Annotated in this window: 9 protein-coding genes; all 9 read left to right on the forward strand. The window is 64.2% G+C overall.

Annotated features, from left to right (window positions below; genetic code table 11):
* Positions 1-15 precede the first annotated feature (15 nt).
* The 9 genes from C4J87_RS00760 (at position 16) to C4J87_RS00800 (ending at position 15,750) form a co-directional block, all read left to right on the forward strand.
* Positions 16-7,893: an Ig-like domain-containing protein gene (locus tag C4J87_RS00760; RefSeq protein WP_124365339.1), complete on the forward strand. Its 7,878-nt coding sequence runs from the start codon at positions 16-18 to the stop codon at positions 7,891-7,893.
* 41 nt (positions 7,894-7,934) lie between these two features.
* Complete coding sequence (locus C4J87_RS00765; RefSeq protein ID WP_124365340.1) at positions 7,935-9,449, forward strand: TolC family protein; 1,515 nt, start codon at positions 7,935-7,937, stop codon at positions 9,447-9,449.
* Positions 9,433-10,044, forward strand: a complete 612-nt coding sequence (gene cysC, locus C4J87_RS00770; protein WP_124365341.1) for an adenylyl-sulfate kinase — start codon at positions 9,433-9,435, stop codon at positions 10,042-10,044. The genes C4J87_RS00765 and cysC overlap by 17 nt, the downstream gene beginning before the upstream one ends.
* 9 nt (positions 10,045-10,053) lie before the next feature.
* Positions 10,054-10,311: a DUF2789 domain-containing protein gene (locus C4J87_RS00775; protein ID WP_124365342.1), complete on the forward strand. Its 258-nt coding sequence runs from the start codon at positions 10,054-10,056 to the stop codon at positions 10,309-10,311.
* Between the two features lie 421 nt (positions 10,312-10,732).
* On the forward strand, positions 10,733-11,143 hold the full coding sequence (locus C4J87_RS00780) for a MarR family winged helix-turn-helix transcriptional regulator (RefSeq protein ID WP_124365343.1): 411 nt from the start codon (positions 10,733-10,735) through the stop codon (positions 11,141-11,143).
* Positions 11,140-13,218 (forward strand): FUSC family protein, encoded by a 2,079-nt coding sequence (locus tag C4J87_RS00785; RefSeq protein WP_124365344.1) that lies wholly within the window; start codon positions 11,140-11,142, stop codon positions 13,216-13,218. Before C4J87_RS00780 ends, C4J87_RS00785 begins: the two co-directional genes overlap by 4 nt.
* Positions 13,215-13,424 carry a DUF1656 domain-containing protein gene (locus tag C4J87_RS00790; protein WP_003187469.1) on the forward strand — a complete coding sequence of 70 codons (210 nt, stop codon included), beginning with the start codon at positions 13,215-13,217 and terminating at the stop codon, positions 13,422-13,424. Before C4J87_RS00785 ends, C4J87_RS00790 begins: the two co-directional genes overlap by 4 nt.
* Positions 13,421-14,311, forward strand: a complete 891-nt coding sequence (locus C4J87_RS00795) for an HlyD family secretion protein (RefSeq protein ID WP_124360707.1) — start codon at positions 13,421-13,423, stop codon at positions 14,309-14,311. The genes C4J87_RS00790 and C4J87_RS00795 overlap by 4 nt, the downstream gene beginning before the upstream one ends.
* Positions 14,308-15,750 carry an efflux transporter outer membrane subunit gene (locus C4J87_RS00800; RefSeq protein WP_124365345.1) on the forward strand — a complete coding sequence of 481 codons (1,443 nt, stop codon included), beginning with the start codon at positions 14,308-14,310 and terminating at the stop codon, positions 15,748-15,750. Before C4J87_RS00795 ends, C4J87_RS00800 begins: the two co-directional genes overlap by 4 nt.
* Positions 15,751-15,796: the final 46 nt, after the last annotated feature.

Below are 15,796 nucleotides of genomic sequence, written 5' to 3' on the forward strand. Positions count from 1 at the left end.
CGCCGGGTGAGCAGCATGTGGTGGAGCAATCGCAAGTCGCGGGAAACCGAAGCAGTACGGGCACGGGTCTCGCCGATGATCATGCACCTGGAGCCGCGCATGCTGTTCGACGGCGCAGTCGCCGCCACCGTGGCTGAAGCGGCGCAACCCGACAGCCATCCCACCGCTGACGCCGCCAAGCCGCCGACGGCTGACCACCCGAGCGTGAGCAAAGACACCCACGGCCAGGCCGACGCGCCAGCCGTTTCCCCCGTAGCCGTGCCCGGTCAAACCGTGGTGTTCGTGGATGCCCGGGTCAAGGACTCCGCCAGCTTGTTGCAAGGCGTGGCGCCGGGCGCCCAGGTCATCCAGCTGGATGCGAGCAAGGACGGCCTGCAGCAGATTGCCGACTACCTCGACACCCACCAGGGCGTCAGCTCGGTGCAGATCATTGCCCACGGCAACACGGGCGATCTGTGGCTCGGTACTACCTACCTGTCGGCCGACAACGTCGCGGCCCGCAGCGCGGTGCTGGGGCAAATCGGCAAGGACATGAACGTTGGCGGCGACATCCTGATTTACGGCTGCTACACCGCCGAGGGCGAGCGCGGCCTGAATTTTGTCGATTCCCTGGCGCAGTTGACCGGCCGCGACGTGGCGGCGTCGATCAACCGCACGGGCGTGGGCGGCGACTGGGACCTGGAGATCGCCACCGGCTCCATCGAAAGCGCCAACGTGCTGTCGACCAAAGCCATGAGCGATTACCAGTGGGGCCTGGCGACCTGGACCGCTACCAACAACCTCAACACTGGGGTCGGCTCGCTGCGCGCGGCCATCGCCTCGGCGCAGAACGGCGATATCGTCACGTTCAATGTCGGCCTCTCCGGCTCGACCGTGGCACTCACCTCCGAGTTGCTGATCAATAAAAACATCACCGTCGATGGTGACCTGGACAACAACGGCACCGCAGATATCACCCTCGATGGCCAGTACCGGTCCCGCGTCGTGGAAATCGCGTCCGGCAGTACGGTAACCCTCGATGGCCTGGTCATCACCAAAGGGCTGGTGGCGGGCAACGGCGGAAACGGCGGCGCGGCAGCGGCGGGCGCGATGGGCGGCGGGATTTTCAACGCTGGCACCCTCACGCTCAACAACGTGACGGTCACCGCCAACGCCGCGTCCGGTGGTGGTGGCGGTGGTGGCGTGACGCCCGCCTATTCCGGCGGCGGTGGCGGCGGCGGCGGGGGTATCGGTGGGGGAAGCGGCGGCCATGGCGGTTCGACCGGCCCAGGCAACCTCACGTATGCCGGGGGCGCCGGCAGCGCCGGCGCTGGCGGCTACGGGGGTGGCTACTCAGTCAACGACATGGGCGGACGCGGCGGCACCAGCACTGGCGGCCTGGGTGGCAATGGCGCGTCCGGCTACAGCCACGGCGGTGACGGCGGATCGGCGACCAACGGCACGCTGTCGATTGGCGGTGGCGGTGGCGGTTCCGGCTGGGACAAGGTCGGCGGAGTCGGCGGCAATGCATCGGGCGGTATCTACAACGCTTCAAGCGGCACCCTGAAAGTGATCGGTGCTTCGGTGATCAGCAACAACATCGCGGCCGGCGGCGGCGGTGGGGGCGGCGGCAGCGGCGGCAAGATCTTCGACGGCGGCGCCGGTGGTCGCGGTGTGGGAGCCATCTGGAACAACGGCGGGACCGTGTTGATCACCGCCGCCAACTTTGCCGCGCTGAGCGGTAACGCCGCGGCCAGCGGGGTGGGCGGCCCCACGAGCGGGGGCACCGCGGGCACCACGCCGAGCGCGCAGCCCTCGATTTACAGCAGTGGCGGCGTGCTCAATACCGCCTATGTCGAGCCCCCGACCGCGACCATCGTGCTGGCCGATAGCGCCCTCAAAATTGGCGATACCTCCCTGGTAACCATCACCTTCAGCCGGGCCGTGAGCGGTTTCACCAATGCCGACCTGGCCATCGCCAATGGCACGTTGACGGCCGTTTCCAGCGCCGACGGCGGCATTACCTGGACGGCGACGTTTACGCCCACCAATGCCATCTCGGACACCACCAACGTTATCTCCCTGGACAACACCGGCGTGGCAGCCATCTCCGATGGCGCAGTCGGCGTCGGCACCACCAATTCCGCCAACTACGTGGTCGACACGCTTCGCCCGACGGCCACGATCGCTATCACCGACACGGCACTCAAAGCCGGCGAAACCACGGCAGTGACCTTTACTTTCAGTGAAGCTGTAAGCGGTTTCACCAACGCTGACCTGACCATCGCCAACGGTACGCTGAGCGCGGTGAGCAGCAGCGACGGCGGTATCACCTGGACGGCGACCTTTACCCCGACCACTGCTATCACCGACGCCACCAACCTGATCACCCTGGACAACACCGGCATTGCCGACCAGGCCGGTAACGCCGGCAGCGGCACCACCGATTCGGCCAACTACGCCATTGATACGGCTCGGCCGACCGCGACCATCGTGGTCGCCGACAATAACCTGAGCATCGGTGAAACCTCGCTGGTGACCATCACCTTCAGTGAGGCCGTGAGCGGTTTCACCAACGCGGACCTGACCCTCGCCAACGGGACGCTGTCGGCCGTCACCAGCGGCGACGGCGGCATCACCTGGACGGCCACGTTCACGCCCACCAACAGCGTTAATGACACCACCAACGTGATTACCCTGAATAACGCCGGGGTAGCAGACGCCGCCGGAAACACCGGGCAGGGCACCACCGATTCGAACAACTTCGTGGTCGACACCACGCGTCCGACCGCCACCCTCGTCGTGGCCGACACCGCGCTGGCCATCGGTGAAACCTCAACGGTCACCATCACGTTCAACAAGGCCGTGAGCGGTTTCACCAACGCGGACCTGGCCGTCGCCAACGGTACGTTGTCGGCCGTCAGCAGCAGCGACGGCGGCATCACCTGGACCGCGACGTTCACCCCGACGGCCAGCATCACCGACACCACCAACCTCATCACCCTCGATAACACCGGGGTCAGTGATGCGAATGGCAACCAGGGCCTCGGCACCACCAGCTCCAACAACTACACCATCGACACCCAGCGCCCGGCCGCGTCCATCGTAATGGCCGACACCGCCCTGAAAATCGGTGACACCTCGCTGGTGACCGTCACCTTCAGTGAAGCCGTGTCGGGTTTCACCAATGCCGACCTGACCATTGCCAACGGCACATTGACGGCCATCAGCAGCAGCGACGGCGGGATTACCTGGACAGCGACGTTTACCCCTGCCGCCAGCACCAGCGACACCACCAACCTGATCACCCTGAACAATACCGGCATTGCCGACCAGGCCGGCAACGCCGGCAGCGGCACCACCGACTCGGCCAATTACGCCGTCGATACCCTCCGGCCAACCGCGACCATCGTGGTCGCCGACCCGGTGTTGAGCGCCGGTGAGACCTCGTTGGTGACCATCACCTTCAGTGAGGCCGTCAGCGGTTTCACCAATGCCGACCTGTCGATTGCCAACGGCACGTTGACGGCCGTCAGCAGCAGCGATGGCGGGATCACCTGGACCGCCACCTTCACGCCGGCGCTTGGCGTCAACGACGCCACCAACCTGATTACCCTGGCCAATACCGGCGTCGCCGACCTTGCCGGCAACGCCGGGTCGGGCACCACCAACTCGGCCAACTACACGGTCGACACCCTACAGCCAACGGCGACCATCGTGGTCGCGGACACCGCATTGAGCATCGGTGAGACCTCACTGGTCACCATCACCTTCAGCGAAGCGGTCAGCGGGTTCAGCAACGCCGACCTGGCCATCGCCAGCGGTACGCTGAGCGCGGTGAGCAGCAGTGACGGCGGTATCACTTGGACGGCAACGTTCACGCCCACCAGCGCCATTACCGATGCCAGCAACCTGATCACCCTGGATAACAGCGGTGTACAGAACGGCTCGGGCAACGTCGGCAGCGGCACCAGCGTCTCCAATAACTACGCCATCGACACCCAGCGCCCAACCGCCAGCATTGTGCTTGCCGATATCGCCCTCGGCGTCGGCCAGACTTCGCTGGTAACGGTCACCTTCTCCGAGGCAGTCACCGGCTTTACCCTCGCCGACCTGACGGTTGCCAACGGTACCTTGAGCGCCTTGAGCAGCAGCGATGGCGGCATTACCTGGACCGCAACCTTCACGCCGACGGCCGGAATCACCGACACCACCAACCTGATCACCCTGAACAATACCGGCATTGCCGACCAGGCCGGCAACGCCGGCAGCGGCACCACCGATTCGGCCAATTATGCCGTCGATACCGTCCGGCCAACCGCGACCATCGTGGTCGCCGACCCGGTGTTGAGCGCCGGTGAGACCTCGTTGGTCACCGTCACCTTCAGTGAGGCCGTCAGCGGTTTCACCAATGCCGACCTGGCGATTGCCAACGGTACGTTGACGGCCGTCAGCAGCAGCGATGGCGGTATCACCTGGACCGCCACCTTCACGCCGACGCTTGGCGTCAATGACGCCACCAACCTGATTACCCTGGCCAATACCGGCGTCGCCGACCTCGCCGGCAACGCCGGGTCCGGCACCACCAACTCGGCCAACTACACGATCGACACCGTACAGCCGACAGCGACCATCGTGGTCGCGGACACCGCGTTGAGCATCGGTGAAACCTCTCTGGTCACCATCACCTTCAGCGAAGCGGTCAGCGGTTTCAGCAACGCCGACCTGGCCATCGCCAACGGTACGCTGAGCGCGGTGAGCAGCAGTGACGGCGGCATCACCTGGACGGCGACGTTCACGCCCACCAGCGCCATTACCGACGCCAGCAACCTGATCACCCTCGACAACAGCGGTGTACAGAACGGCTCGGGCAACGTCGGCAGCGGTACCACTGACTCCAACAACTACGCCATCGACACACAGGCCCCGACTGCGAGCATTGTGCTTGCCGATACCGCCCTCGGCGTCGGCCAGACGTCGCTGGTAACGGTCACCTTCTCCGAGGCAGTCACCGGCTTTACCCTCGCCGACCTGACGGTTGCCAACGGTACCTTGAGCGCCTTGAGCAGCAGCGATGGCGGCATTACCTGGACCGCAACCTTCACGCCGACGGCCGGAATCACCGACACCAGCAACCTGATCACGCTGAGCAACACCGGCATCGCCGACCAGGCCGGCAACGTCGGCAGCGGCACTACCGATTCGAACAACTACACCATCGACAGCCAGCGCCCAACGGCCACGATCGTGGTCGCCGACCCGACCCTGGCCGCCGGGGAAACTTCGCTGGTGACCATCACCTTCAACGAGGCGGTTTCAGGTTTCGACAACAGCGACCTGAGCGTGCCCAACGGCACGCTCTCGGCGGTGAGCAGCGCCGACGGTGGCATCACCTGGACGGCAACCTTCACCCCGAACGCCAGCCTGCGCGACACCACCAATCTGGTCACCCTGAACAACGCCGGGGCCGCCGACCTGGCCGGTAATGCGGGCACCGGCATCACCAACTCGGGCAACTTCACCATTGATACGGTGCAACCGACGGCAACCATCGTCATTGCTGACACCGCGTTAAGCGTCGGCGAAACCTCGCTGGTCACCATCACCTTCAGCGAAGCGGTCAGCGGTTTCAGCAACGCCGACCTGGCCATCGCCAACGGTACGCTGAGCGCGGTGAGCAGCAGCGACGGCGGTATCACCTGGACGGCAACGTTCACGCCGATCAGCAATGTCACCGACACCAGCAACCTGATCACCCTGGACAACAGTGGCGTGCAAAATGGTGCGGGCAACGTCGGCAGTGGCACCACCGACTCCAACAACTACGCCATCGACACACAGGCCCCGACCGCCAGCATTGTGCTTGCCAATACCGCCCTCGGCGTCGGCCAGACTTCGCTGGTAACGGTCACCTTCTCCGAGTCGGTCACGGGCTTTACCAACGCCGACCTCGCAGTTGCCAACGGTACCTTGAGCGCCTTGAGCAGCAGCGATGGCGGCATTACCTGGACCGCAACCTTCACGCCGACGGCCGGAATCACCGACACCAGCAACCTGATCACGCTGAACAACACCGGCATCGCCGACCAAGCCGGCAACGTTGGCAGCGGCACTACCGATTCGAACAACTACACCATCGACAGCCAGCGCCCAACGGCCACGATCGTGGTCGCCGACCCGACCCTGGCCGCCGGGGAAACTTCGCTGGTGACGATCACCTTCAGCGAGGCGGTTTCAGGTTTCGACAACAGCGACCTGAGCGTGCCCAACGGCACGCTCTCGGCGGTGAGCAGTGCCGACGGTGGCGTTACCTGGACGGCAACGTTTACTCCGACCAGCGATATTCACGACACCACCAACCTGATCACGCTGGATAACGCCGGTGTCAGCGACCTGGCAGGCAATGTCGGCAGTGGCGTGACGGGCTCCGGCAACTTCAGCATCGACACGCTGCGGCCGACCGCGACGGTTGTGGTCGACCACGGCGCATTGAAGGTGGGTGAGACCGCCCAAGTCACCATTACCTTCTCCGAGGCAGTCAGTGGCTTGAGCGTCGGCGACCTGAGCGTGGCCAATGGCACTCTGGGCAACCTGGCCTCCAGCGATGGCGGCGTAACCTGGACCGCGACCCTGACGCCGACGGCCAACATCACCGACACCAGCAATCTGGTCACGCTGAACAACAGCGGCGTGCAGGACGCGGCCGGCAACGCAGGCAGCGGCACCACCGATTCCAACAACTATGCCGTCGACACCCAACGCCCCACCGCGAGTATTTCCGTGGCCAGCGGCACCTTGGGCATCGGGCAGACCACCACCGTTACCATCGCCTTCAGCGAAGCAGTGAGCGGCTTTGACCTGTCGGACCTGAGTGTGGCCAATGGTGTGCTGTCCAACCTGGCAAGCCAGGATGGCGGTAAAACCTGGACCGCCCTCCTGACCCCGACCGCGGTGATCAGCGATGCGACCAACCTGATCGTGCTGGATGCGGGTCAAGTCAATGACGCGGCGGGTAATGCCGGCAGCGGCATTGCGATCTCCAACAACTATGCGATCGATGGCGAACGTCCCACCGCGACGATCAGCATCGCCAACCCGAACCTGACGGTGGGCCAGACCACCACCGTGACCTTCACCTTCAGCGAGAAAGTCAGTAGTTTCGACCTTGATGACCTGAGCGTGGCCAACGGCAGCTTGTCCAACCTGGCAACCAGCGATGGCGGCCAGACCTGGACGGCCACTTTGACCCCGGCAGCCAACCTCAACGACCCGAGCAACTTCATTACCCTCGATACCGGGCTGGTGAATGACCTGTCGGGCAATACGGGCAGCGGTTTTGCCAACTCCAACAACTTCTCGATCAATACCGTCACGTTGACTGGCGACCCGCTGTTTCGCGTCACCGAACCGGCACCGTCGCAGGTTGCGACGAACGTGCCATTGCAGCCCATTATCTTCGGCCCGCCGACCGGCAATCTCGGCTCACTCATCGGCTTCTCGCCGTTGTTTGCACCGCGCGAAATAGGCGCGGGTTTGCCGCCCCTGGGCAGTATCTTCATTCAAAACGGTGCGTCGGCGCCGAGCTTTATCGCCCAGGTGTTCAGCAACAACGACGCCGGTGATGGCAGCGGCAAGGGCTTTCTCGGCTTTGGCGGCGGCGATGGCGGAGTGTTTGGTTCAAGCTCCTTGTCGAGCCTGTTCAACCGTGAAAACGGTGGCGACGACAGCGGCCTCAAGGCGTTCGACAGCAAGTCGATCAAGGGCCAGTCCGACCCGGCCCACGGGTTGCGTGGCGTATTTGGCGCGCCGACCCTCGGCCAGCAATTGCAGCAACTCAAGGACACCGAACAACGCCAGGTGATCGACCTGGCGCATGCACTGCAACAGGTCGGCATCAGCGAAATGCAGGCTTGAACATACTTAACTCAAGACGCAGGAACAGGGGCGCCCCAAGGATGAAAACAGGTCATAAGTTGTTCGGCGCCAGCTTGCTGGCGCTGGCGATCGGCGGTTGTGCGGTCACCAGCGAGCCGATTGAACGCAGTGTCAGTGAGCAGCGGGCCCGCAGCGATCTGCAAGGCATGTACAAGGACCAGGAGCCGCTGAGCGGCCCGCTCACGCTGCACCAGGCCATGGCCCGTGCGGTGAAATACAACCTTGAAGGCCGCTTGAAGATCATGGAAGAAGCCCTGGCCATGCGTCAGTCCGACCTTTCCAGCTTCGACATGCTGCCGCGCATGGCCCTGTCTGCGGGCTACGCCGGGCGCAACAACACCAACGCCTCCAGCAGCCAGAGCGTGCTCAGTGGCAACCAGTCGCTGGAACCGTCCACCTCCCAGGACCGCGACCGCCGCGTGGCGGACCTGACCATGGTGTGGAACGTCCTCGACTTTGGTGTGAGCTACATCAGCGCCAAGCAGCAGGGCGACCAGCGTCTGATCATTCAGGAACGTCGGCGCAAGGTGATCAACACCATCGTGCAGGACGTGCGCTCGGCCTATTGGCGCGCCGTGGCGGCTGAACGCTTGCTGACCCAGATCGACAGCCTGATGGCGCGGGTCAACCAGGCCCAAACCAACAGCCAGAGCATGAGCGAGCAGCGCATCGGCGACCCGGTGCAGGCCCTCGGTTACCAGCGCTCGCTGATCGAAGCCACGCGCCAGTTGCAGGAACAGCGCCGCGCGCTGTCCCTGGCCAAGACCGAACTGGCTACCCTGATCAACCTGCCCATGGGCACCGACCTCAAGCTGGTAACGCCGGATGACTACAGCGTGCCGCAACTGAAGGTCAAGCTGGCCAGCCTGGAGCAGGAAGCCCTGGCCAACCGCCCTGAACTGCGCGAGCAGGACTACCAGACCCGCATCAGCGCCGCCGAAACCCGCAAAGCCATGCTGCGCCTGCTGCCGGGCCTGGAGTTTTCGGCCGGAGGCCATTACGACAGCAACTCGTTTCTGGTCGACAACCGCTGGGCCGACTACGGCGCCAAGATCACCTGGAACCTGTTCAACGTGATCTCCGCGCCGGCCGCCATTGACGTCGCCAAGGCCGGTGAAAACGTCGCGACAGCCCGACGCCAGGCGATGTCCATCGCGGTGCTGGCCCAGGTCTACGTGGCCAACGCCAATTACCAGGAAGCCGTGCGCCAGTTCAAGACCAGCGAACAACTGGCCAGCATCGACGGGCAAATCCTCACCCAGTTGCGCAACCGCCATGAGGCCGCCGGGTTAGGTGAGCTCGACTTGATCCAGGGCGAACTCAACACCCTGCAAGCCGACCTGCGCCGCGACCTGGCCTACGCCGACCTGCGCAACGCCTATGGCCAGATCTTCGCCAGCGCCGGGCTCGACCCGTTGCCCGAAGAGCTGGACTCGGACCGCGTGCAGTCCATCGCCACGGCGTTGGCTGGCCGCGAATCAGCGTGGGCTGCCGGCAATATCAGCACGCCGGTGCCACGTGCCGTCGCCAAATAACCTGGTGGCGCCGACGGCGAGCGTCACTCGCCGTCAACGCGAAGCGCGCAATGGGCATTGCGGCGTGGCGATCCTGCTCACCGGTTTGCCTGCCTCGGGCAAATCCACCCTGGCCCAGGGGCTGCAAGCGGCGCTGTTCGAACAGGGCCGACAGAGCCTGGTACTCGACGGCGACGCCTTGCGCGGTGGCCTCAACAAAGACCTGGGGTTTGCCGACAGCGATCGCCTGGAAAACATCCGCCGCGCCAGCGAACTCGCGGCACTGCTGGTGGAAAACGGGCACATCGTGATTCTGGCGTTGATCGCGCCGCTGGTTGAGCTGCGCGCGGTGTTTGCCGAGCGCCTGGGCGCCGATTATCGCGAAGTATGGTGCAGCGCCTCACTGGCAGTGTGCGAAAGCCGCGACCCCAAGGGTCACTACGCCCGGGCGCGAAGGGGAGAACTGCCGGGGTTCACCGGCATCGGCTCGCCTTACGAGCCACCGCCCCATGCGTCGCTGGTGCTGGATACCGGCGTGCTATCGGCACAGCAGTGCGTCGAGCGGTTGCTGGCGTGGCTGGCGCCTGGGCTAGACTCTGGGAAGTCGTCTTCTTAGGAGCCCACCATGGAATCGCCTGTACATAGCTTGTCGTCACTGTTCAAACAGCTTGGATTAGCGGATGACCCGGCGAGCATTGAGCGATTTGTGGCGGTTCATTCACCGCTCAAGCCGGAGCTGAAACTGGCGGATGCGTTTTTCTGGACCGATAGCCAAAGAGCGTTTTTGCGTGAGGAGATTCTGGAAGATGCGGATTGGGCGGTAGTGGTGGATGAGTTGAATGTGATGTTGCGGGGCGGGCGAGATGTGCAAAAAAATGTGTGAAAAGGCCAAAACTTGAAAAAAAATGGTGAGGGTTGAAAAAAACCGAGCTTTAGTCGGCTAGGTGAACTTTTTTTGAGAATGTGGGAGGGGGCTTGCCCTAATGCCAGTCAGTTAAGGCTTTTTGTAGGAGCGAGCTTGCTCGCGAAGAACTCAAGGCCCCCTCGTTCATCCAGAATGAACGCGTTGTCTGGGCGTTTTTCGCGAGCAAGCTCGCTCCTACAGTGAAGCCCTTTCGCTTAACTGACTGGCATTAGGGCTTGCCCCCTCCCACATTTGCCCTGCGGGGTTGCCGCCAAGTCGCTCCACTCATCCGCGAAATTGTTTCCAAACTTGACGGGCGCGCATCGATCCACCATATTGATAGTTAGCAAACTAACTGTATGCGAACTATCCAGTGCCTCAATCTCTCGAACAACTCCAGATGAACCTCAGCAGCAGCATGGTGGTAGGCGCCCGTCACTGGCGCAAAATCTGCCAGACCACGCTGGTGAGCTATGGCATCTCTGAAGCCTGCGCCGTGCCGCTGTTGATGATCGGTCGCCTGGGTGACGGCGTGCATCAGGTCAAAGTGGCCCAGGCGTCGGGGATGGAAAGCCCGTCGCTGGTGCGCCTGCTCGACCGGCTGTGCCACGACGGCTATGTGTGCCGTACCGAAGACATCCACGACCGCCGCGCCAAGGCCCTGAGCCTGACCGCGCGTGGCCGCGAGTTGGTGCAGGCGGTCGAGGCGCAACTGGTGCGCCTGCGCCGCGAAGTGCTGGCGGACATTACGACCACCGATATGCAAGCCGCGCTGCGTGTACTGCGGGCCTTTGAGGCGGCGACGCCTTGAACGGATTCTTGACCGGCTTTCCGCCCGCTCGCGACTGGTTCTACGGGGTGCGTACCTTCGCCGCCTCGATGATCGCGCTGTACATCGCCATGCTCATGCAAATGCCGCGTCCCTATTGGGCGATGGCCACGGTGTATATCGTCTCCAGCCCGTTTGTCGGGCCTACCAGTTCCAAGGCGTTGTACCGCGCTATCGGCACCTTGATGGGCGCGGCGGCGGCGGTGTTTTTTGTGCCGATGTTCGTGCAGTCGCCTTACATCCTGGTGGTGGTGATCGCGTTGTGGACCGGGACCTTGCTGTTTCTCTCCCTGCACCTGCGCACCGCCAACAACTACGCGCTGATGCTGGCCGGCTACACCTTGCCGCTGATTGCCCTGCCGGTGGTGGATAACCCGTTGGCGGTGTGGGACGTGGCTGAGGCGCGTACCGAGGAAATCTTCCTTAGCATCGCCGTGGCGGCGGTGGTGGGCGCAATGTTCTGGCCGCGTCGCCTGATGCCTGTGTTCGATGGCTCCGTGGCCAAGTGGTTTACCGACGCCCAGGTCTACAGCCAGCGCTTTCTCACCCGCGATGTAGACCCGGAAGCCGTCAGCACCCTGCGCGGTGGCATGGTCGCGACCTTCAACACCCTCGAATTGATGATCGGCCAGTTGCCCCACGAAGGCGCGCGGCCGCAGACGGTGCGCAACACCAAGGAACTGCGCGGGCGCATGATTCACCTGTTACCGGTGATCGACGCCCTGGACGATGCGGTGTACGCCATCGAACATCGCGCCCCCGAGTTTCTCGCTCAGCTCACGCCGTTGCTCCAGGAGGCCGACGCCTGGCTGCAAAGCACCACCCAAACAGCTCCCCTTGAACGCAGGCGCGTGCTGCGTGACCAGATCGACGCCGCGCAACCCCAAGGCGAAGCGCTGGACGACCGCCACACGTTGCTGTTCTCCAACGCCCTGTACCGCCTCGGCGAATGGGTCGACCTGTGGCAAGACTGCCGCAGCCTGCAAGCCGCCATCCAGTGCGAAAGCCAGGACACTTGGCGCGCCGTGTACCGTCACTGGCGCCTGGGCCGGCTCACGCCGTTCCTCGACCGGGGCCTGATGTTCTACTCGGCGTTTTCCACCGTCAGCGCGATCATCGTCGCCTCGGTGCTGTGGATTCTGCTGGGTTGGACCGACGGTGGCAGCGCAGTGATCCTGGCCGCCGTCGCCTGCAGCTTTTTCGCCTCGATGGACGACCCCGCACCGCAGATCTACCGGTTCTTTTTCTGGACCGCCATGTCGGTGCTGCTCGCCAGCCTGTACCTGTTCCTGGTGCTGCCCAACCTGCACGATTTCCCGATGCTGGTGCTGGCGTTCGCCGTGCCGTTCATCTGCATCGGCACCCTCACCGTGCAGCCACGCTTTTACCTGGGCATGCTGCTGACGCTGGTCAACACCTCATCGTTCATCAGCATCCAGGGCGCCTATGACGCGGACTTTCTCAACTTCGCCAACGTCAACCTGGCCGGTCCCGTAGGCCTGCTGTTTGCCTTTATCTGGACCCTGATCGCGCGGCCCTTCGGCGCGGAACTGGCGGCCAAGCGCCTGACCCGTTTCAGCTGGCGCGACATCGTCAGCCTTACCGAACCTGCGACCCTGGCCGAACACCGACACATGGCCGCGCAAATGCTCGACCGCCTGATGCAGCACCTGCCGCGCCTGGCCCTTACCGGCCAGGACACCGGCACCGCGCTGCGCGACCTGCGCGTGGCGCTGAACCTGCTCGATCTGCTCGCCTACTCGCCGCGCATCCTCGGCGTGCCACGCGTGCTGCTCAATCAGGTGGTGGAAGGCGTGGGCGGTTATTTCAAGGCGTGCCTCAAGGCCGGTGAACGCTTGCCCGCGCCCAGCGGTCTGCTGATGACCCTGGACCGCACACGCCGCGCCCTTAACGGCCAGGGCCTGCAAGACGACGGCGACACGCGCCTGCACCTGCTGCATGCCCTGGCCGGCCTGCGCCTGGCGCTGTTGCCTGGCGTGGAGTTCATTGGCGGCACGGAAATGGAAGCGCCGCTACCCGATGGAGCGCCTTTATGATCGGTGACCTGGATATCAGCGGCGTATTCCTGCCCACGCTGCTGGTGCTGATGGGCATTACCTATGTGTTGTTTCTGGTGGTGCACGGGCTGTTGACGCGCATGCACTTCTATCGCCTGGTCTGGCACCGGGCATTGTTCAATGTGGGGCTCTACGCGCTGTTGCTGGGCGCGGTGGACTCACTCAGTCGATATTTGATGACATGAAAAAACCTTTTTTGACCATCGGCCGTGTAGTCCTGACGCTGTTGATCGTGAGTTTCGCGGTCGTCGTCGTGTGGCGCATGGTCATGTACTACATGTTTGCGCCCTGGACCCGCGACGGGCACATCCGCGCCGACATCGTGCAGATCGCCCCGGACGTGTCCGGGCTGATCCAGCGGGTGGACGTGCGCGACAACCAACTGGTGACCAAGGGCCAGGTGCTGTTTGCCGTCGACCAGGACCGCTTCAAGCTGGCCCTGCGCCAGGCCCAGGCCGCCGTGGCCGATCGCCAGGAAACCCTGGCCCAGGCCCAGCGCGAGTACAAGCGTAACCGTGGCCTGGGCAACCTGGTGCCCAGCGAGCAACTGGAAGAAAGCCAGTCCCGCGTGGCCCGTGCCCAATCGGCGCTGGCCGAGGCGCAAGTGACGGTGGATTCCGCCCAGCTCAACCTCGACCGTTCGGTGATCCGCAGCCCCGTGGACGGCTATGTCAACGACCGCGCGCCGCGGACCCAGGAGTTCGTCACTGCCGGGCGGCCAGTACTGTCGGTGGTGGACAGCAATTCCTTCCATATCGACGGCTACTTCGAAGAGACCAAGCTCGACGGCATCCACGTCGGCATGGGCGTGGATATCCGCGTGATCGGTGACAACGCCCGCCTGCATGGGCATGTGCAGAGCATCGTCGCCGGTATCGAAGACCGCGACCGCAGCAGCGGCTCCAACCTGCTGCCCAACGTCAACCCGGCGTTCAGCTGGGTGCGCCTGGCCCAGCGGATTCCCGTGCGTATTGCCTTTGATGACGTGCCACCGGACTTTCGCATGATCGCCGGGCGTACGGCGACGGTGTCGATCATCGATGACAAGGCCAAAGCCGGAGACCAGCCATGAAGCAACTGCTGGCCACCGCTGCGCTGGGGGTGTTGCTGTCGGCCTGCCAGGCGGTCGGCCCGGATTACAAACTGCCGGACACCGCTGCCGTCAACCGTGGCGACCTGCAAGGCGCTATCGCGGGGGAGGGCAATAACGTGGTGTCCGCGCCCGTGCCGACGGACTGGTGGAAACTCTACAAAGATCCGCGCCTGGATGAGTTGGTGCGCCAGGCCATGGCTTCCAACACCGACTTGCGCGTGGCGGCCGCCAATTTGCAACGCGCGCGCTATCAGACCCAGCAGGCCGAATCCGCAGGCGGCTGGAGCGCCGGTGCCAAGGCCGAAGCCCAGCGGTTGCAGGAGTCCGGCGAAGCCTTCTTGCTGGAAGACAAAGTCCCGGTGGGCAATATCGGCAGTGTCGGCATCACCACCTCGTATCAATTTGACCTGTTCGGCACCCTGCAGCGTGGCATCGAAAGTGCCCAGGCCAGCGCCGATGCGACCCAGGCGGCCGCCGATATCGCGCGCATTACCCTGGTGGCCGATGTGGTGCGTTCCTACACCCAGGTCTGCGCCGCCAACGAAGAGTTGGCGATTGCCAACGAATCCCTCGACCTGCAAGCGCAAAGCACCCAGCTCACCCAACGCCTGCGCGACGCCGGGCGTGGTGATGAAACCCAGGTGACGCGCTCGCAAACCCAGTACAAATCCCTGCGCGCCGATATGCCGCGCTACGAAGCCGCGCGCCAGGCGGGGCTGTTCCGGCTGTCGATGCTGCTGGCCAAACCGCTCGAGCAACTGCCGGCCGGCACCGCCAGTTGCGCCGAGCTGCCGCACATCGCGCAGTTGTTGCCGGTGGGCGATGGCGCGGCCCTGCTCAAGCGCCGCCCGGATGTACGCCAGGCCGAACGTCAACTGGCCGCTGCCACCGCACGCATCGGCGTGGCCACCGGCGCCTTGTACCCGGACATCGCCATTGGCGCCACGGTGGGCACGGTGGGCCTGCTCGATAACCTCGGCCAGCCGGCGACCAATCGCTGGGGCTTTGGCCCGATGATCAGCTGGACAGTGCCGACCAATGGCGCCCGCGCCCGTATCCACGAAGCCGAAGCCGCGACCCAGGGCGCCCTGGCGCATTTCGACGGGGTGGTGCTCAACGCGATCCGCGAAACCCAGACCGGCCTGGCGCAGTACACCGCCATGTTGCAGCGCCGTGAGGCGCTGGCCGACGCCGAACGTTCGGCACGTGAAGCGGCAGACCAGACCCACCGCTTCTTCCAGGCCGGGCGCGAGTCGTTCCTCGCCGACCTGCAAGCGACCCGCACCTACACCACCATGCGCGCGCAACTGGCGGCGGCCAACACCCAGGTTGCGATGAGCCAGATCGACCTGTTCCTGGCCCTGGGCGGCGGCTGGGAAAGCGGACGAACGCAAGGGGTAAAACCCGGCAATCCGTGAGGTGATGGCTATGCTGTGTCTAAGGGGCGTAACGCCTCGCCTGACA

The sequence above is a fragment of the Pseudomonas sp. R1-43-08 genome, from assembly GCF_003852255.1.
In the GTDB taxonomy this organism is placed as follows: domain Bacteria; phylum Pseudomonadota; class Gammaproteobacteria; order Pseudomonadales; family Pseudomonadaceae; genus Aquipseudomonas.

Excerpts from the sequence above, each read along its gene's own strand:
- C4J87_RS00760 (WP_124365339.1), top strand. The coding sequence starts at position 16 with ATGTGGTGGAGCAATCGCAAGTCGCGGGAAACCGAAGCAGTACGGGCA.
- C4J87_RS00765 (WP_124365340.1), top strand. The coding sequence starts at position 7,935 with ATGAAAACAGGTCATAAGTTGTTCGGCGCCAGCTTGCTGGCGCTGGCG.
- C4J87_RS00775 (WP_124365342.1), top strand. The coding sequence starts at position 10,054 with ATGGAATCGCCTGTACATAGCTTGTCGTCACTGTTCAAACAGCTTGGA.
- C4J87_RS00780 (WP_124365343.1), top strand. The coding sequence starts at position 10,733 with ATGAACCTCAGCAGCAGCATGGTGGTAGGCGCCCGTCACTGGCGCAAA.
- C4J87_RS00790 (WP_003187469.1), top strand. The coding sequence starts at position 13,215 with ATGATCGGTGACCTGGATATCAGCGGCGTATTCCTGCCCACGCTGCTG.
- C4J87_RS00795 (WP_124360707.1), top strand. The coding sequence starts at position 13,421 with ATGAAAAAACCTTTTTTGACCATCGGCCGTGTAGTCCTGACGCTGTTG.
- C4J87_RS00800 (WP_124365345.1), top strand. The coding sequence starts at position 14,308 with ATGAAGCAACTGCTGGCCACCGCTGCGCTGGGGGTGTTGCTGTCGGCC.